At 53.0% G+C, this 18,736-nt stretch carries 17 protein-coding genes; 2 read left to right on the forward strand and 15 right to left on the reverse strand.

Annotation, left to right across the window (positions count from 1 at the left end):
* Positions 1-42: 42 nt before the first annotated feature.
* The 9 genes from priA to CBW46_RS01750 all read right to left on the reverse strand — a co-directional run bounded on the left by priA (position 43) and on the right by CBW46_RS01750 (position 11,918).
* Positions 43-2,628: a primosomal protein N' gene (gene priA, locus CBW46_RS01710; RefSeq protein ID WP_089198295.1), complete on the reverse strand. Its 2,586-nt coding sequence runs from the start codon at positions 2,626-2,628 to the stop codon at positions 43-45.
* The gene (gene coaBC / locus CBW46_RS01715) at positions 2,628-3,839 is read right to left on the reverse strand and encodes a bifunctional phosphopantothenoylcysteine decarboxylase/phosphopantothenate--cysteine ligase CoaBC (RefSeq protein WP_089198296.1); all 1,212 of its coding nucleotides are present in this window, start codon (positions 3,837-3,839) and stop codon (positions 2,628-2,630) included. The genes priA and coaBC overlap by 1 nt, the downstream gene beginning before the upstream one ends.
* A gap of 65 nt (positions 3,840-3,904) precedes the next feature.
* Positions 3,905-4,150 carry a DNA-directed RNA polymerase subunit omega gene (rpoZ, locus tag CBW46_RS01720; RefSeq protein ID WP_089198297.1) on the reverse strand — a complete coding sequence of 82 codons (246 nt, stop codon included), beginning with the start codon at positions 4,148-4,150 and terminating at the stop codon, positions 3,905-3,907.
* Position 4,151: 1 nt separating this feature from the next.
* Complete coding sequence (gene gmk, locus CBW46_RS01725; protein ID WP_089198298.1) at positions 4,152-4,772, reverse strand: guanylate kinase; 621 nt, start codon at positions 4,770-4,772, stop codon at positions 4,152-4,154.
* The gene (remA, locus tag CBW46_RS01730; RefSeq protein ID WP_009672664.1) at positions 4,762-5,022 is read right to left on the reverse strand and encodes an extracellular matrix/biofilm regulator RemA; all 261 of its coding nucleotides are present in this window, start codon (positions 5,020-5,022) and stop codon (positions 4,762-4,764) included. The genes gmk and remA overlap by 11 nt, the downstream gene beginning before the upstream one ends.
* 97 nt (positions 5,023-5,119) lie before the next feature.
* Entirely contained in the window at positions 5,120-6,001 is an 882-nt protein-coding gene (locus tag CBW46_RS01735) for a YicC/YloC family endoribonuclease (RefSeq protein WP_089198299.1), read from the reverse strand.
* A gap of 39 nt (positions 6,002-6,040) precedes the next feature.
* The gene (locus CBW46_RS01740; RefSeq protein WP_089198645.1) at positions 6,041-7,996 is read right to left on the reverse strand and encodes a bifunctional homocysteine S-methyltransferase/methylenetetrahydrofolate reductase; all 1,956 of its coding nucleotides are present in this window, start codon (positions 7,994-7,996) and stop codon (positions 6,041-6,043) included.
* A gap of 28 nt (positions 7,997-8,024) precedes the next feature.
* Positions 8,025-8,867, reverse strand: a complete 843-nt coding sequence (gene dapF / locus CBW46_RS01745; protein WP_089198300.1) for a diaminopimelate epimerase — start codon at positions 8,865-8,867, stop codon at positions 8,025-8,027.
* A gap of 270 nt (positions 8,868-9,137) precedes the next feature.
* Positions 9,138-11,918 carry a calcium-translocating P-type ATPase, SERCA-type gene (locus CBW46_RS01750; RefSeq protein ID WP_089198301.1) on the reverse strand — a complete coding sequence of 927 codons (2,781 nt, stop codon included), beginning with the start codon at positions 11,916-11,918 and terminating at the stop codon, positions 9,138-9,140.
* A 170-nt stretch (positions 11,919-12,088) separates the two neighbouring features.
* Here CBW46_RS01750 and CBW46_RS01755 point away from each other — a divergent pair, with 170 nt between their 5' ends.
* Both CBW46_RS01755 and CBW46_RS01760 read left to right on the forward strand, forming a co-directional pair.
* A complete protein-coding gene (locus tag CBW46_RS01755; protein WP_089198302.1) occupies positions 12,089-13,900 on the forward strand; it encodes an Rqc2 family fibronectin-binding protein in 1,812 nt (603 codons plus the stop codon).
* A gap of 56 nt (positions 13,901-13,956) precedes the next feature.
* Positions 13,957-14,163, forward strand: coding sequence for a hypothetical protein (locus CBW46_RS01760; protein ID WP_089198303.1), 207 nt, complete (start codon positions 13,957-13,959; stop codon positions 14,161-14,163).
* 192 nt (positions 14,164-14,355) lie between these two features.
* Here the strand turns inward: CBW46_RS01760 and galU are convergent, their stop codons facing one another.
* The 6 genes from galU to CBW46_RS01790 form a co-directional block, all read right to left on the reverse strand.
* Positions 14,356-15,240: a UTP--glucose-1-phosphate uridylyltransferase GalU gene (gene galU, locus CBW46_RS01765; protein ID WP_089198304.1), complete on the reverse strand. Its 885-nt coding sequence runs from the start codon at positions 15,238-15,240 to the stop codon at positions 14,356-14,358.
* Positions 15,227-16,123, reverse strand: a complete 897-nt coding sequence (locus CBW46_RS01770) for a PHP domain-containing protein (protein ID WP_089198305.1) — start codon at positions 16,121-16,123, stop codon at positions 15,227-15,229. Before CBW46_RS01770 ends, galU begins: the two co-directional genes overlap by 14 nt.
* 83 nt (positions 16,124-16,206) lie before the next feature.
* Positions 16,207-17,118 carry a selenium metabolism-associated LysR family transcriptional regulator gene (locus CBW46_RS01775; RefSeq protein ID WP_089198306.1) on the reverse strand — a complete coding sequence of 304 codons (912 nt, stop codon included), beginning with the start codon at positions 17,116-17,118 and terminating at the stop codon, positions 16,207-16,209.
* A 99-nt stretch (positions 17,119-17,217) separates the two neighbouring features.
* The gene (locus tag CBW46_RS01780; RefSeq protein WP_089198646.1) at positions 17,218-17,640 is read right to left on the reverse strand and encodes a hypothetical protein; all 423 of its coding nucleotides are present in this window, start codon (positions 17,638-17,640) and stop codon (positions 17,218-17,220) included.
* Positions 17,641-17,907: 267 nt separating this feature from the next.
* Entirely contained in the window at positions 17,908-18,174 is a 267-nt protein-coding gene (locus CBW46_RS01785) for a YlbG family protein (RefSeq protein ID WP_089198647.1), read from the reverse strand.
* A gap of 67 nt (positions 18,175-18,241) precedes the next feature.
* Positions 18,242-18,703, reverse strand: a complete 462-nt coding sequence (locus tag CBW46_RS01790; RefSeq protein WP_089198307.1) for a YlbF/YmcA family competence regulator — start codon at positions 18,701-18,703, stop codon at positions 18,242-18,244.
* Between the last annotated feature and the right edge of the window lie 33 nt (positions 18,704-18,736).

Genomic DNA, 18,736 nt, shown 5'->3' on the forward strand with positions numbered 1-18,736 from the left:
TTGTCAAATCTAAGATAAGACCCATTATATGTTAAACGACAATTACATCAGCATCTGTGGGTCAACATCCACGCTGATGGTTAACTTGTGCTGCCGCTCCACATCCTGTAACAATGTCAAAGCCTGCTGCACCAAACCCGAGATTGCAGTGTCTCCACGATATTTTATCATGCATTGAAACCGATATCTATCCTTGATTCGTGCAATGGGCGACGCTACCGGGCCGAGAATCTCTATTGGAATTGTTGGGACCTCGGCAGCGAGTTCCTTCAACCGCGCGGCCAATGCTTCCGCGGTGCGCATGAGTAAAGGGAGCTGCTCATGCGACAACGTAAGCAAGATGAGCCGGTAGAACGGAGGGTACTCATGGAGCTGGCGTAATGTCATTTCTTTCTCCATGAAACCATGATAATCGTGCTTGCTCGCCGTTAGGATGCTATAGTGTTCCGGAGCGTACGTCTGAACATAAACTTCGCCCGGCAGATCATGACGGCCAGCGCGTCCCGCCACCTGTGTGAGCAGCTGGAATGTTCGCTCCGCTGCACGAAAATCCGGCAAATTAAGTACGGTATCCGCAGCAATAGCACCAACAAGTGTCACGTGAGGAAAATCCAAACCTTTAGCCACCATCTGCGTTCCCAGCAGCACATCGGCCTGACGGTTGCGGAACATGGTAAGCCACTTTTCATGGGCACCTTTCTCTCTCGTCGTATCCACATCCATTCGGATCACGCGGATGCCTGGAAACAGTTTGTTGAGCTCCTCCTCTACGCGTTGTGTACCCGTGCCAAAATGGCGAATGTGCTCGCTGCTGCAGCTCGGACAGGTGGTGAGCTGGCGTTCAGCGTATCCGCAATAATGGCAGCGAATTGCGTGCGAGCTCTGGTGATAAGTCAGTGAAATGTCGCAGTGCGGGCACTCCGCGACGTAACCGCACGTGCGGCACATGACGAAGGTGGAATAACCGCGCCGGTTTAACAGCAAAACCGTCTGTTCTTTCTTGTGTAACCGTTCTTCTATCGCTTTATACAAGGGACGGCTGAACATGGAACGGTTGCCGGTGCGCAGCTCCTCACGCATATCAACAATGTGCACCGGAGGCAGAGGCCGCCCTTCGACACGGGTCGGCATGGACAGCAGTTCGAATGGCACATTCAAGGAATCTATGCTGCTTCGCACTGCAGTGTCGGGAAGTCTTGCCGCGGCAGCTGTCTGTATATGATTCATGTCGAATAATTGTTGAGTTGAGGCTTTGCCGCGCAATGTTCTCTTCATGCTCTCAAGGGACGGTGTCGCCGACCCTAACACGACAACCGACTGATGCTGGCCTGCACGCGCGATGGCCACATCACGGGCATGATACTTGGGGCTCTCTTCTTGCTTATAAGAGGATTCATGCTCTTCATCAATGATAATCAGTCCAATGCGGGTAAAAGGGGCAAAAATCGCGGAACGTGCACCTATCACAACACTCACTTGCTTCAGCATGATTTTACGCCACTCATCATAACGTTCGCCGTGGGACAGACGGCTATGCAGGACCGCCACCTGGTCTCCGAAGCGGCCTTTGAACCGTTCAACCATTTGTGGTGTCAGCGAAATTTCCGGTACCAGCACAATAGCCTCTCTGCCCTCATCCAAGCAAGTCTGAATGGATTGCAGGTACACTTCCGTTTTGCCACTGCCCGTCACTCCATGAAGTAAAAACACCTGCCTCGTGTTCCCCGTAACGGCTTGCTCGATACGTGCGAACACCGCCTGCTGCGCAGGCATGAGCGGAAGCGGCTCGGTTCTGCGAAAAGTGCGCTCTGCGTAGGGGTCCCGGAACACCTCGACTTCCGCGATGGAGAGCCAACCTTTTTCCGCCAAGCTTTTCACAGTAGTCGCGCTTACTCCCACTTCATGCAGCAGCTCGGATAGCTTGATTGGTACAGGATGCTGCGCGAGATACGAGAGAACCTGCTTTTGCTTAGCGGCGCGCGCTGGCAGCTGCTCCGCCCATTCCCACAGCATGTCCGGCTGTTCAGGGGGAATGACTGTGAGCACCTTTTTGGCTGACATGCGGTCTTTGATCATTTGCACCTCATGAAGCATACCCTCGACTATCAATTGCTTGACAGCCCCGCCGGCTGCCGCAAATTTGTGCAGCAGAGCGCCGATCTCCACCGTACCTTTGCCACGCACATATTCAATGATTTCCAGCTGTTCCGGGAGCAGCATTTTATGCTGTCCATCGGCCTGCATTTCTATCTCCACACCCTCTGCGCCACCATCCGCGACCTTCACATGCCGCTCATACTTGGCCTTCAACGCTCCTGGAATCATCGCTTGGAGAGCTGTCACCTCGTGGCAAACGTACGTTTGACTGATCCAGTGGGCTAGTTCTACCAAATCGGGGGTTAGAGGGGGGTACAAATCCATCACCTCGGTAAGCGGCTTTACCTTCGACGGATCGTAGTCTACCTGTGTGTCAAGTTCGACAACAAAGCCCTGCAGCTTCCTTGGCCCAAACGGCACACCCACCCGGCTGCCTACCGCTACCCAATCGCGCATAGGCTCAGGCACAAAATAATCAAAGGCGTGGTTGGTCTGCTTAGCAGGCACATCTACAATGACTTTCGCGTACATCAATTCGTCCCTTCTTTTGTCTGTATCCGTTCCGCAATCAGCGTCAGCAGCTGCCGTGCCACGCCATGTTTGCTCATGAGAGGGAGTGCCTCGACCAGTCCCTGCCGATCGTAAAAGCGGACGAGATTCGTATCCGTTCCGAACCCCGCACCCTCTAGTGTCACATCATTGGCTACGAGAAGATCACAGTTTTTGCGCTGAAGCTTATCCATTGCATGCTCATCTATTCGTTCTGTCTCGGCAGCGAAGCCTACCACGTACTGCGTCGTCTTCATCCTGCCCACCGTCTGAAGAATATCGGGATTTTTGACTAACCGGACATTGATTTCCTCATCGTTTTTCTTGATTTTCCGTACTGCTGTTTCAACCGGGCGGTAATCAGCGACGGCAGCCGCTTTAATTACAATGTCGGAGTCCGCCAAGCGCTCTATGACCGCATTCAGCATCTCCTGAGCGGATTGTACCCGTACGAGCTCGACGCCGCCAGGCGCAGGCACCGAAGTTTTGGCGGCGACCAATGTTACCTGTGCACCCATGCTCCTGGCGGTCTCAGCGATAGCGAAGCCCATCTTACCGGACGAATCGTTGGTCAGATATCGCACAGGATCTATCCGTTCCACCGTGCCCCCGGCGGTGATAAGTACCTTTTTTCCGGCTAGTAATCTTTGATCTCGAAAAAAATGCCGAATTGCCTCCACAATTTGTTCGGGCTCTTCCATTCTGCCTTTACCTACATAGCCGCAGGCCAGCTGCCCTGTACCGGGCTCCGCAAAAAGCACACCTCTCTCGGCCAGCACTTGCATGTTGGCTTGTACTGCGGGATGTGCGTACATATGAACATTCATTGCTGGCGCAACAAGCACCGGAGCAGTTGTCGCCAGCAAAGTGGTGCTTAGCATGTCGTCGGCCAAGCCATGTGCTATCTTTGCGATGATGTTCGCCGTTGCCGGCGCTACCACGACAAGATCCGCGCGATCCGCTAGATCAATGTGCGATACCACGGACGCGTCCTTCTCGTCGAATGTATCGACGATCACATCATGGCGGGAAAGGGTTTGGAGTGTCAGAGGTGCAATGAATCGCGTTGCAGATTCCGTCATGATGACATGCACTTGGGCTCCGGCCTGCACCAACTTACTGCACAGCGCAGCTGCCTTATAGGCGGCAATGCCGCCGCTGATCCCAAGAACCACCGTTTTATTCTCAAGCATTCACGTGTCGCCCCCATTCGCCTAAGAAAAAAATAACAACCCCGAGGGTTGTTGTTTTTGTTCGCTTACTTTTCCTTTTCCTTTTCCTGTGGCTCGTCGTTTTCTTTGGCATCCTTGTTCAGCTTCTCATAAGAGATGTGATCCTCAAAGATTTCTTCCAGAGCCAATCCCACATGTTTAGCCGACTGCTTATTGCGAACCTCTGTTTTTGCTCCGTCACGCAGTGATCTGGCGCGCTTGGATGCCGCTACGACCAAAGAGTACTTGCTGTCCACTTTATCTAAAAGCTTGTCAATAGAAGGGTATAACATTCTATTTCACCTCTGCCATCCAGTGTTTTATTTTGCTGACCACTCTTTCCTTGCGGCAATGCTCAGCTACGATGATTGATTGGATACGTGAACAAGCCAATTCCACTCGATCGTTCACAATTGCATAGTCATAATACTCAATCAGGCTGATTTCATCTGCCGCGACCGTCATACGGCTGCGAATGGCCTCTTGAGAATCGGTGCCCCGTCCCACGATACGGCTTTTCAGTTCATCCATCGACGGCGGAAGCAGAAATATGAAAACAGCTTCAGGAAACGTTTGTTTCACCTTCATAGCACCCTGGACCTCAATTTCCAGAATGACGTCTTTTCCCGCGTTCAAAGTGTCCTCGACAAATTTGCGCGGTGTGCCGTAAAAATTACCGACATATTCAGCCCATTCCAACATTTCGTTCTGCTGAATCAATCGTTGAAACTGATCACGGCTCCTGAAGAAGTAGTTGACGCCTTCCTGCTCACCCTCACGCGGGGCACGTGTAGTGGCGGAAACAGAATAGACCAGATCCGGCGCGTACCGTCGCAGCGCCTTGCATACCGTCCCTTTGCCGACGCCCGAAGGCCCCGACAGCACGATCAGAATCCCTCTTTCTTTATTCGTCATGATCATCGTCCTTGTTGGAGAGTCGATGCGCCACCGTTTCGGGCTGCACCGCAGACAAGATCACATGATCGCTGTCTGTAATAATGACGGCCCGAGTCCGGCGTCCGTAGGTCGCGTCTATCAGCATGTGGCGATCACGTGCTTCTTGAATGATTCTTTTGATCGGCGCCGATTCCGGACTTACGATAGAAATAATCCGATTTGCGGATACGATGTTGCCGAAACCGATATTGATAAGTTTGATTGCCACCTGGTTTCCTCCTACAAGCTTCGCTTCAGCCGATGCCGGCTATGAGCATTAAACTTAAGCTTAGCTTTGCTTTAACAAAACTGCTCGTAAAGATCAACTATTCTATATTTTGTATCTGCTCTCGCATCTTTTCCAATTCGGCCTTCATTTCCACGACCAGCGCAGTAAGCGCCGCATGGTTCGCCTTGGCCCCGATCGTATTGACTTCCCGGTTCATCTCCTGAACAAGAAAATCGAGCTTCCTGCCTACGGGTTCAGAAGATGTTAGGAGCTGCCGACATTGCTCAAAATGACTGTGCAGGCGTGTAATCTCTTCATCCACGTTCGCCCGGTCAGCAAACAATGCAACCTCCATGGCAAGCCGAGATTCATCGACCACCGGCTGCTGAAGTAATTCTTCAATGCGAGCATGCAGCTTCGCCGCGCATTCCTCTACCACTTGCGGCGCCAGCTGCGCAACCCTTTGAACCAAGTCTTCGACAGCGTCGATCCTCTGAAGCGTATCTCTGTGCAAGTGGGCGCCCTCTGCTTCACGCATATGCAGAAGTTGTCTCACCGCGTCTTCGGCGCAGCTGGCTAGTTCGTGCCGGAACTGATCCTCGCACACGTCTACGGTGTCGTGAATAATGAGCATATCGGGGATGCGCAGATAATCACTTGTACTCAAGGTATTCTCACACGAGAACCTATCCTGAAGCTGCTGCGCCGCAGAACGATAGGCCTCAGCCAGGGGCCAGTTCAGTTCGAACTTGCGTCCCGCTTCAGCGGTGCGCTCGATCGTGACATGCAGTTCGGCACGGCCTCGTTTGATGTTTTGTTGCACCGTCTTTTTCAGTACGTCCTCATATTTATGAAACTCGCGGGGTATCCTGACAACGATCTCGCAATATCTATGATTGACCGATTTCAGGTCCATTTGCAAGCTATAATCAGCAAACGCACGATTTGCTTGTCCGAACCCAGTCATACTCCGAATCATGGCGTATTCACATCCATTAACTTATTTTAATTCATTTTGCTAATGGGTACAAGTGGAAATCATCCGCCCGGACTTCTCCCACACATATTGCGTCAGCTGTGCTGTCATTTCGAAGGACAGGAACGGGGTCATCAGATAGATACCGTTAAAATATTTCATGGCCGTTTCCAACAGCTCCTTGGCGATCTGTACGCCCATCGCACGCCCTTCCTCGCCTTTCAGGTCCCCCATCCGCCGGCGCACATGCTCAGACAGCTGGATGCCTGGCACCTCGTTGTGCAAGTAGGACGCGTTCCCGCCGCTTGCCAACGGCATGATCCCGATGAAAATAGGAATGCTGAGATGCTTGGTCGCTTCGTATATTTTTTCGATCAGCGCGGAGTCATAGACCGGTTGAGTCATGATGTAGTCTGCGCCGGCTTCAATCTTCCGCTCCAAGCGCTGTACCGCTTTATCCAAATATTTGACGTTCGGATTAAATGCCGCACCGACGATAAAATTGGCCTTCTTTCGCAGCGTCTTCCCGGAAAAAGCGATACCTTCATTCAGCTGTTTAATCATTCGAATAATTTCGAACGAAGTCAAGTCGTAAACAGAGCTTGAACCAGGCAGATCGCCAAAGCGGGCCGGATCACCGGTCACCGCCAGCACATGGTTGATGCCCAGCGCATGCAGCCCCATCATATGGGATTGGGTACCGATCATGTTGCGGTCACGGCAGGCAATATGAATCAGAGGCCTCAGCCCCGTCCGCTCCTTAACCAGATATCCCAGTGCGAGATTGCTCATGCGTGTTACCGCCAGAGAATTGTCCGCCATAGTGAGAGCATCCACATGCGCTTGCTTCAGTGCAGCCGCGCCCTTCATAAACCGATCTATGTCCAAGTCACGCGGCGGATCCAGCTCGACTATGACCGTGTGCCGCTGTTTCACCAAATCGATGATGTTCGGCTGATCCGTCACATTCTCTGCAGCGCCAGCTCCGGGCTTTGGCGCCGGAAGAGCATCCGTCAGTCGGACTGTATAGGCAGCATGACCGGTACGAGGCTGCACGAGGTCAGTCGTTTGGGCGGCCGGACCCGACTTAGCTGTCTGTGGCAGACGATCCAGCCGCCCACCATCAGGCACATACCCGGCGAGCGCCTTGGCCATGGCCGCGACGTGCTCAGGAGTCGTTCCGCAGCACCCGCCTATGATGCGCGCCCCCAGATCGGCGAACTTCACCGCGGTTTCAGCGAAATATTGAGGAGTTGCAGCATAGGTATAACGCCCGTCAACATAGTCCGGTATCCCCGCGTTGGGAAAGACGGAATAAGGCGGCAGACCGGTCACGCCCGCCACTTTTTCCAAAGAGCGCAGCAATCCGTTCGGTCCGCTTCGGCAGTTAAAGCCAACCACGTCCGCTCCATGATGTTGGAGCTGGAGGAACGCCTCATGCAGCGTAAACCCGTCATGGGTGACACCGGTGCCTTCCGTAGCGAATTGGCAGATAACCGGCAGCGGGCTGAGCTTGCGGATCATTTGCAACGCCAGCAGCATCTCCTCGAGATCGTAAAACGACTCCAGGAGCAGACCGTCGATCTGTGTGTCGAGCAATATCTCAATCTGCTGGCGGAAATCGTCCTTAATCTCCGCGGTGCGGAAATTCTTTCTTCTGCCCGCCCGAATTGAACCGACTGCGCCAATCACATAGGCATCGTTGCCGACCGCTTTTCGCGCCAATTCAACGCCCGCCCTATTAATCGCCTCAACATCATGCTCAAGTCCGTATTTGGACAATTTTTCCCTATTTGCCGAGAATGTATTCGTTTCAATTAAGCGTGCGCCGGCTTCATAATACCTACGGTGAACATCGATGATCACATCCGGCTGCAGCAGATTTAATTCCTCATAAGATATACCAACCGGGAAACCCATCTGGTATAGATAAGTCCCCATCGCTCCGTCGCCTACAATAATATTGTGGCGCAGCGCTTCTCTCAATGCAAGCTCCATCATCTTACGTCCCGCCTCTCCCTGGCATTCACACGGCTACGATTCCGGAAAATACTTCAACCGCCGGTCCCGTCATGTATAAGTGATTGTCGGTTTCATCCCATTCGATGAACAAATCGCCGCCCTTTAGCGAAACTACAGCCGCCCGGTCCGTTAACCCGTTCAGCACCGAAGAGACCAGCGTCGCACATGCACCCGTGCCGCATGCAAGCGTGGGGCCTGCGCCCCGTTCCCATACACGCATTTCAATTGCTCCAGGCGATTTCACAGAGGCGAACTCCACATTCACGCGGCGCGGAAACAGCGGGTGCACCTCGAGCTTAGGCCCCCACCGGCCCAAATCAAAAGACGCGGCATCTTCCACATAAATGACACAATGCGGATTCCCCATCGAGACGGCTGTAAACCGGAACTCCCGGCCATCCACTTCAATCGGATGGTTCAGCACGGGCTCCTGATCGACCGTTGTCGGTATGAGCCTTCCTTGCAGTATCGGTTCCCCCATGTCCACCCTGACCGCGGTGACACCCCCTTCAGCTACCGTGAGTTGCACCTGTTGGGATCCCGCACCTATCGTTTCGATGGTAATTTCGGTCCGCGCCGGGTCAACCATACCGTGCTCGTAAATATATTTGGCCGCGCAGCGAATGGCATTGCCGCACTGCTCGGACTCCGTTCCGTCGGAATTAATGATTCGCATTTTATAATCAGCGTTCGTGGAAGGTAGTATATACACCAGGCCGTCTGCGCCGATTCCAAAGAAACGGCTGCATAACCGACTGGCGAGCTCACCGGCATTGGCAGGCAGCTCGTGTTCCTCAGAAACCACGATAAAATCATTGCCCAAGCCGTGCATCTTTGTGAAATTCATTGGCTTTCTCCCCGTTCTAACTACAATTCCATGATTTTGTTTAGCCACTATCATAACGCAAAACAAAGTGTGTGCATAGTTTTTTACACAAAATTTTCAACCGCACGCCAACACAAGACAAAAGCCGGCCCTTGGGACATTTCGCCCATCAGCCAGCTTTAAGGTTCACATCATAAAGTCTACCTGGATGCATGCCTCTTGCGAGAAACGCAGCAGCTTCTCCGAATAGAATTATTTTGCCGACAAAATTCAAATACCTTGGGGCACAGTTTACTGTGCCGCAGGCCGCGCGCCTCCGTAACGAGACGGGGTGCGCTTGGCAGGCCGGCTTAACACGCTGCCAATGCCCATCAGGAATGTCGGTATAGCTGCAAACACAATCACAATGATCCAATCCATCCAGCCCAGCGGCACCGTCTTAAAGATCGGCTGCAGCTGTTCAACATACAACACAGCCAACATCAACAGAAGCGAGGACACAACCGCAAGCACCAGGTAACCGTTCTGCAAAGGATTCCGGTGAAAAATGGAACGGGAGCTGCGACAGTCGAACACGTGAATGAGCTGCGCCATAACCAAAGTTGCAAAGGCGACAGTTTGCGCGTGAACCAATGTGGCTGCATCGTCCCGAGCGCCAAGCTGCAGCACGATCCAAAACGCGGCGAGGGTACACAGCCCGATGAGAATCCCCCGGCTGATGATTTTCCATCCCAACCGGCGGGCAAAAATGTTCTCTCGGGCACCACGCGGCTTCTGCTGCATCAGATCCTTCTCGGCCGGATCGATGCCAAGCGCCATGGCGGGCAGTCCGTCTGTGACCAGATTCACCCACAGGATTTGGATGGGCACGAGGGGCAGCGGTAGACCGGCCATCATTGCCAGGAACATCGTCATAATTTCGCCGACATTACTTGCGAGCAAATAACGGATAAATTTGCGGATGTTCTCGTAAATCCCACGGCCTTCCTCAATGGCGGCAACAATAGTAGCGAAGTTGTCGTCGCTCAGCACTAACGCGGAAGCTTCCTTGGAGACATCCGTGCCGCTGATGCCCATAGCGATGCCTATATCCGCAGCCTTGATCGCCGGGGCGTCATTCACACCGTCGCCAGTCATCGCCACGACGTGGCCCTTGCGCTGAAGCGACTTGACGATCCTCAGCTTGTGCTCGGGTGACACGCGAGCGTATACGTACACATCGTCCACGCGTTCATCGAGTTCATCGTCGTTCAGCTGACTCAGCTGCTGCCCGTTCAATGCCAATCCGTTCTGCGGTAAAATACCGAGCTGCTTCGCAATAGCTTCTGCAGTGACCTGGTGGTCACCGGTGATCATCACCGTCTTGATGCCGGCCTTGCGGCATTTGGAGATTGCCTCACGCACCTCCCTGCGCGGCGGATCGATCATACCGGTCAGTCCGATGTAGATCAGCCCGGTCTCTGCCTCTTCTTCCGTGGAGCATTTGTCGGCCGGCTTTAGCTCACGGTACGCGAAGCCGAGCACCCGCAACGCATTTTTCGCCATACCTTCGTTGGCAGAGAGCACCTTTTGTTTCATCGTTGAAGTCAGTGGAATAATTTTATCGTCCCATAAAATGTAGCTGCACTGCTGCAGCAGCACGTCCGGTGCGCCTTTGGTCAACACCATCCGGCTGCCCTGATGCTCAACGAGAACAGACATTCTCTTTCGGTCGGAATCAAAAGGAAATTCTCCGATACGTGTAAACGTTCCCGCCACTGACTGATTAGTCAGACCCGCCTTTGCCGCAAGTACCACTAGTGCGCCTTCCGTAGGGTCTCCTTTGATGTTCCATACGATGTCAGGTTCTGCCTGCGCTTGTTTCTTGCGCTTGACTTCCACTGGTGCCTCAAACAGCACCGCGTTATTGCACAGTACGGACACCTGCAGCAGACGTTGAAGCATCAGGTTTTTTCGCGAGTCCGTTCGGCTGCCCCGGCTCAAGATTTCGCCCTCCGGTTCATAGCCCTCGCCTGTCACTTCCAGCACTTCGCCACCTAGCCATAAGTGGGTCACCGTCATTTTATTCTGTGTCAGAGTGCCTGTTTTATCGGAGCAGATAACCGTAGCGCAACCGAGCGTTTCAACCGACGGAAGCTTGCGTACGATCGCCTTGCGTTGAATCATTCGCTGTACACCCAAAGCTAAAGCGATAGTTACAATGGCCGGCAGTCCCTCGGGAATTGCTGCTACAGCCAAGCTTACGCCAGCTAAAAACATGCCGTAAGGCTCCTGTCCATGGATAATTCCGGCTACCACCACGACGACCGTTAGCGCGAGTGCCACGATGATGAGCAGCTTCCCCAGCTGCTCCAAGCGATGCTGAAGAGGCGTCTCCATAGATTCCGTGTTTTGGATGAGGTCGGCGATTTTGCCCATTTCCGTATCCATACCAGTGCGTACGACCACGCCTTTGGCGGTACCTCGCGTGACCATCGTTCCCATAAAGCCCAGATTCCGCTGATCTCCGAGCGGAACTTCATCGGCGCGAAGCGCGTCCGTATGTTTATCGACCGGCACAGACTCTCCAGTCAATGCGGACTCTTCCACATAAAGACTGTTGGCTTCAATAAAACGCACATCGGCGGGAATGCGGTCCCCGCTCTCCAATAGTACCACATCCCCCACTACCATTGAGCGCGCAGGAATCTGCTCAAGCTTTCCGTCCCTGATCACCTTTGCATTCGGCGCAGACAGCTCCTTCAACGCACGCAGCGAGCGCTCTGCTCGAAACTCCTGAATGAATCCCAAAATACCGTTCATAATGATGATGGCTATGATCGTGATGGCATCCAAATACTCCCCCAGCAGGCCGGAAATAAGCGTAGCTCCCATCAGCACCAGCACCATAAAATCCTTAAACTGGTTAAAGAACAAGGCGATCGGTGATATTTTGGTTCCTTCGGAAAGCTCGTTTAGCCCATGCTCGGCCAAGCGCTTCTCGGCTTCCTCGGACGACAGCCCTTTTGACGGGTGGATTTGCTGTGACTGCAAGAGATCCGCCGTCGTCATCTGATACCATTTCTGACTCATGCTCATTCCCTCCCAAAGACCTCTGAACTACTGGACAAACAACCTCTAGAGTAAATGTATTCAGACAAGCCGCAAAATAGCACAAAGGGCGTTTGGTGAGCCGGCACTTAAGTTTTTATCGAAAGTATGGCATGATAGAGGTTAGTTAATTGAATTGGAGTGTTGCGAACATGGCATTAGACGGCCTCGTCGTCCACAGTCTTGTCCGGGAATTACAGACATGTGTGGGCGGCCGAATCAGTAAAGTACACATGCCGACAGGCAACGATATCGTGCTGCAGCTTCGAGCACAAGGCCGCAACGTGAAACTTATTCTGTCGGCTAATCCCACATATCCGAGGGTCCATTTCACTGAACAGACCTTCACGAATCCGATGGAGGCCCCTATGTTCTGCATGCTTCTGCGGAAGCATTGCGAAGGCGGCGTGATCGAAAGCATATCCCAGCCGGGCTTAGAGCGGATAATACGCTTTCAGGTGCGCCAGCGGGACGAGCTTGGCGACATAAGCAGCAAAGTGATTATCGTCGAAATCATGGGCAGGCACAGCAACATCATATTGCTCGACCCTGCGACGCATACCATCATCGACGGCATCCATCATGTGACGCCCGCCATCAGCAGCTACCGGATCGTGATGCCCGGTAGCGCCTACACGCCGCCGCCCGAGCAGCATAAGGCACATCCGTTTGAGACGGACAAGCAACGGTTTGTCGCGCTGCTGACAGCCCCGCAGGCCGACGCTCCGCATGACCACGCGGACAGCGCCATGAAAAAAGCCGATTCGCCAACGGCTGAGCCGCCGTGGGATCGGCGTCTTGTGGCGAGCTTTAGTGGATTGAGCCCACTCGTGGCCCGGGAGCTGGTGTATCGGGCTGAGCCCGCGCTAAGCGACAGCAGCACGCCGCACTTGAGCGCCGAACTAATCTGGGACCCGTTTGACGCACTCATGCATCATCTGCAGCATGATGGCGGCGAGCCGCAAATTTGCGTGCAGCCGTCAGGAGGTAAACAATCGTTTTCAATCCTGGAGCTGACTCATCTGCACGGTGAAAGCACGCGCTATGAGTCGGTCAGCGAATGTCTCGAAGCGTTCTATGGCGACAAGGCGGAGCGCGACACCGTTAAGCAGCGGGTCTCCGACCTTCTCCGGTTTCTCCAAAATGAACGCAGCAAGAACACCAAAAAACTGGAGAAGCTGCATGCTACTATGGAGGAAGCAAAGGACGCCGATAAATTCCGGATCTCAGGCGAGCTGTTGACGGCATCTATGCACCAAATCCAAAAGGGCGACAAACAAGTTGAAGTGATCAATTACTACGATGAGGAACAGCGTCCGGTACGGATTGGGCTGGATCCATTGCTGACACCTTCGGAAAACGCACAGCGGTATTTTAAAAAATATACAAAAAGTAAGAACAGCCTAATAGCTGTAAGGGAGCAAATCGATCACACGCATAATGAAATCGCGTATCTGGACAGCTTACTTCAGCAGCTCGGTACCGCGTCGCTCAGCGATGTGGAGGAGATACGTGACGAGTTGGTGGAACAGGGATATATACGCGACCGCAACAAAAAGGCACGGAAAAAGAAGGTCAACCAGCGGCCCCTGCTATCCTGCTTCACATCCAGTGAAGGGGTTCCCATCTATGTCGGCAAAAACAATACGCAAAACGAATATTTGACCAACCGTTTAGCCCAATCCGGTGATACGTGGCTGCACACGAAGGATATCCCGGGATCCCACGTCGTGATCCGCAGCGCGCAATTCGGCGATGCGACATTGCATGAAGCAGCCAGGCTTGCCGCTTTCTTTTCACAAGCCAAATCGTCAAGCCAGGTGCCGGTGGACTATACTTTGATCAAACACGTTCGCAAACCAACCGGCGCGAAGCCGGGCTTCGTTATCTATGATCATCAACGGACACTGTTCGTGACCCCCGACGCGGAAGGCGTAAAACAGATGCCCGTCACAATTAAGTGAATAAGCATGCTAGCGAAAAACCTATTACAGCGCAACGCGAGGTGTTCAACTTACCCATGACCAACAACATGGATGTGCTAATTGATTTGTTCGACAAATACACGGATCAGGAAATAGCTGAGCTGTCTGATTTCTCCTATGAGGGGCGGACGATGACTCGTGAGGAAACCCTCGTCATCGTATCCGCGATCCGGGCTTCCCGCATCGCCAGAGGATACATTAACGGGGGGCGCACCCGCGTTGGACAGAGCCCGGATGCCTAGCAGTGCAGGCGAAGTTGGATTCATGTCTCTAGTGAGCGACACACATGCTGAGTCGGATGCGCTCTCACATACCCAACATAAAAAAGCATGCGCAGAGTTACTGGGTCAGTCCTGGTCAGTCCCAACTCGTGCGACATGCTTTTTTTCGATGAGTTATTTGTGATGATGGCACAAGTGCATATGGAGCCACTCTTAATTAGCGGCTTTCTCCCAACCCTCCGTTAGCTGCTGCAAGTATGCTGTCAAATCCGCCCGCAGATCCTCACGCTGGAGTGCCATTTCAATGGTAGCCTCAATGTATCCCAGCTTGTCCCCCACATCATACCGTCTGCCTGTGATAGGATAAGCCGCCATTTGCTGGGTCGAGTTTAAAATGCGAAGCGCGTCGGTGAGCTGAATCTCTCCGCCCCGGCCGGGTTGGCAGCTGTCTAAGATGGGGAATATCTCAGGTGTAATAATATATCTGCCGATAACAGCCATGTTTGAAGGCGCGAGCGCGCGATCCGGCTTTTCCACCAAATCCGCGATTAACTGATATGGACCTGCTGCCGGAGCAGGTGAAATGATACCGTATTTGTGCACGTCCTCCCATGCTACCTCTTGGACCGCGATAACGGATTTCTGAGTTTGCTCGTAGACACTCATCATTTGTTTCAACAAAGGAGGATCAGATTGGATGATATCATCCCCCAGCAGCACAGCGAACGGCTCATTCCCGATAAACTTGCGAGCACACAACACAGCGTGCCCCAGGCCTAGCGGCTGCTTTTGCCGAATGTAATGGACATCAGCCAGATTGGATACCGTCTGGAGTATCTGCAGCAGCTCGCGGTTCCCTTTCTCTTGGAGCATTATTTCCAGCTCTATGGATTTATCGAAGTGATCTTCGATCGCCCGCTTGTTGCGCCCGGTGACGATTATGATGTCCTCGATTCCAGCCGCAATCGCTTCCTCCACAATATATTGAATTGCGGGCTTGTCCACAATGGGCAGCATCTCCTTGGGCTGTGCCTTGGTAGCCGGAAGAAAACGGGTCCCAAGGCCTGCTGCAGGAATAATCGCTTTACGTATTTTCATGCTGCTCTGCCTCCCGCCCACGGACCGGCGACGGACCGCCGGAGTCGTGACGCCCGGCTGCTTCCGACAACAGGTGCACTACATCGATCTGCGCCCGACGGGAGCCGATCGGCGCGTGGAATACAACACCGCCCCGCTCCCCGTGAAAATCAGAGCCTGCCGTGATTATTAATCCCAAACCTTCCGCAATCGTCCGGTAATGGTCTTCCTGCTCCGGAGAATGATCGGAATGGTAGGCCTCCAATCCGGCCAACCCTTGCTCGGCAAGCTGCGGTATGAGCTCATCCTGATCGTACAACCCTGGATGTGCAAGCACCGGGGCGCCGCCTGCCTCCATGATCCACTTCACTGCGGTCGCGGGCTCGATTCTGGGCGGATTTAAATACGCCGCGCCTCCTTTGCCCAGATAACGCTCGAATGCCTCGGCCAAAGAGCCAACGTAGCCTTTGCGCATCATTGCGTCAGCGATATGCGGCCTCCCGATCGTTTCGTCCGCTGTCTTGGACAGCGAAGCCAGCACATCGTCCATAGTTATTTTTACGCCCAGCTCATTCAACCGTTCGAGCATCATTTCATTGCGGCGGGCACGAACGGCTCTTAGCTCGGCCAACCGCTCCAAAAACTGTTCATCCGTATGGTCTATAAAATATCCAAGCACATGAATGTCCTCACCACCGGACACCGTGCTAATCTCAACGCCGGGCACGACAGTGATCCCTAACGAGCGGCCTGCACGCAGCGCTTCTTCAATACCGGCCACCGTATCATGGTCAGTCACCGCCACGCCTGCCAACCCCAGCTCTGCGGCGAGCCGCACATTTTCCGCCGGCGGCTGCGTACCATCCGATGCAGATGTATGCGTATGTAAATCCACGTACTGCATTACAAATCCCCCTCATAGCTGCAATGGTGATGCTTATCATAAGTTTTCACGATTTAACCCGTCTGCAAACGCGTGCGATCAAATCATAACCATTGACTCAGATCCCTTTCACGCAGAAAGGTCATAAATGTCACGGCCGATATCGGCAGAAGCGTGGATTTCAAATAAATCGCGTAAAAGCTTCGAGAAAACCGAATGTCTGCTATTCGCTTGACAGCCAGCACGCCAAGTGCGGCTTCGTGCTTCAACGAAGACTGCGACAGAATAGAGATGCCGAGCCCCGCTTCCACCGCAGATTTCACCGCCCCGGTGCTGCCCAGTTCCATGACAATTTTCATCGCCCCGGGGTCGAATCCGGACTTGGCCATCTCTTCCTCCATTACGCGCCTGGTGCCTGAGCCTTGCTCCCGCAGCACAAACTGATATTCCAATACCTCTTCCATTGTTATCTCGGTTTTCTGTGCTAGTGGATGGTCACGCGGCACGATGAGCATCAGCTCGTCATTCATTACCGCTTCCGTGTGGACATCCGGATGATGCACCTCGGCTTCAACCAATCCGAAATTCAGCTGATGATTCAGCACTTCGTCCAACAGCTGTTTGGTGTTGATCACCTTCATGCTCACCGAGATGTTCGGATACTCCTTGCCGAACGGCCCTAGCAATCGCGGAAGTATATACTCCCCGACGGTCATGCTGGCCCCCAGATGGAGCCGGCCTTCCAGCATATGCGTGAATTTGGACATACTGACATCCGTTTCCTTCATCAAATCGATGCTGCGCTTGGCGTAAGGCAGCAGCGTTCTGCCCGCCTCCGACAGTTCAATCTTTTTCGTGGACCGGTGGAACAGTTTCGTGCCAAAGTAGTCCTCGAGCGACTGCACCTGCATGGTAACCGCCGGCTGCGTCATATGCAGCGCCTGAGCCGCGTGAGAAAAACTGCCCTTCTCCGCCACGGTGTAAAAAATATGCAGCTGATGAAAATTAAGTGCCATTGTCCGCGTACCTCCAACGATCCTTGGTACCTGTATTATAACAAAATTAAAAAAAGCATGCCGGGAAAATACGGAATGCTTGTTACATGCTGTGCAGCTTCAACGGCGTTTACGCCCGTTTTTCAGAAGCGTCATTCTTCGTGAATGCCTTAGCCAAAGATCACTCAGTTCGATCGTTTCCGACATCCACCCCAGAAAGGTTACCATGACCATGCGCTGCAGCCGCGGAGCAGCACAGTTTGCGCCCGCGTCCCAATCCGTGAATTCAGCTACCAACACGAGATCATCTTCAACAACATACACATCGTGCTCGTTCTTATAGTATGGTTGAATCCGCCCGGACCTCAAACAATTCCAGAAACATTTACGTATGTCGGTAAAGCCGGTCTTAGCACTCTCCACACGGCTTACCCAACGGTGCCGCGCGTGATTTGTAATGATAATCTCCGCAATGTGCCTGTCCCCGAGAGTCACATATTTCGCTTGTTCACAGCTGCTTCCGCCTGCTGTTCTATCCCTCATAAGCGCATGATCCTTACCTGGTTCCATAAGAATGGTTCTTTCCTCCTAGTTTTGCTGCTCTCATTTTACTAAATGCAAAATAGGATGCCAAATAAAAAAATCTTTAGGTTTGCGAGATTTTTAGCGATGTGAAGAGCGGATAAACTCGAACCGGCAGAAGCGTATATTCAAACAAAAAGACCTGGCCGGGGCCAGGTCTTTGCTCTATCACATGTACGTTATCCGGAGAGACAGGCGCGTTCCCTGCGGCTTGCGTTCCCGCCGTGGTCACATAGGGTAAAATTGCGTTTTATCAGGCATATTGCTGTTATATTCCGTTGGAAGTTCGTTGCGGTAAGAACGTTCCACTTTTTTTACGAACGGCAGCTTTTGCAGCTGTTTGATCGTGTCTTCCAATTTTGCAGCATGCACATACATAGCGGCGTAGTGCAGTTTCTTGGATATAAAATGAACGCTGCCATACCGGTCCAATTGTTTGGTGGCGGCCTTCAGATCGCTAATCCAAACGATCAAGCCGCTTCGATCTGTAAATATCATGTCCATACCTTCTCTCCATTTTTGATTCAACGGGGGATCCGACGGCAGTCCTCGCCAGAGTCGCTTAGCCACAGTCGCCACTGCAGCTCCCGCCTGTGGAGCAGCTCCCGGATGAGCAGCCGCCGCCGCTCGCCAGCGGGTCGTTGCTCGGCACTTTTATCGTCTCGGATACGCTGTGAGCGATCAATTGTGAAACATTATAAAGCAGATCATCGAGCCGCTGCTCTGCTTTCTTGTATTGCCGAACGGACTCCACCGCATCCAACTTATCTTGGATGTTCTGCACCTGCTCCAGCGCGGCATGATAATCCGGATGGAAATGTCCGAAACGTTGGCATTCCTCAAATAGTTCCTTCTTCTTCTGCAGAAGCTTGACAAGCGCAGCCGCTTCAGGGTCGTTATCCTTGCGCTGCTTCCAATATAGGTAATCCGCAGTTTCCGCGGAGAGCTTAATCATATCTCCCAAATCGTACGCCCGCATGAGAATTGCAGACATGTCTAACGTTTGAGCCTCTGTTATTGCCACGATAGCACCTGCCTTGCACATATTCTTGTTTGT

This window comes from Paenibacillus xerothermodurans (genome assembly GCF_002220865.2).
GTDB lineage: Bacteria > Bacillota > Bacilli > Paenibacillales > NBRC-103111 > Paenibacillus_S > Paenibacillus_S xerothermodurans.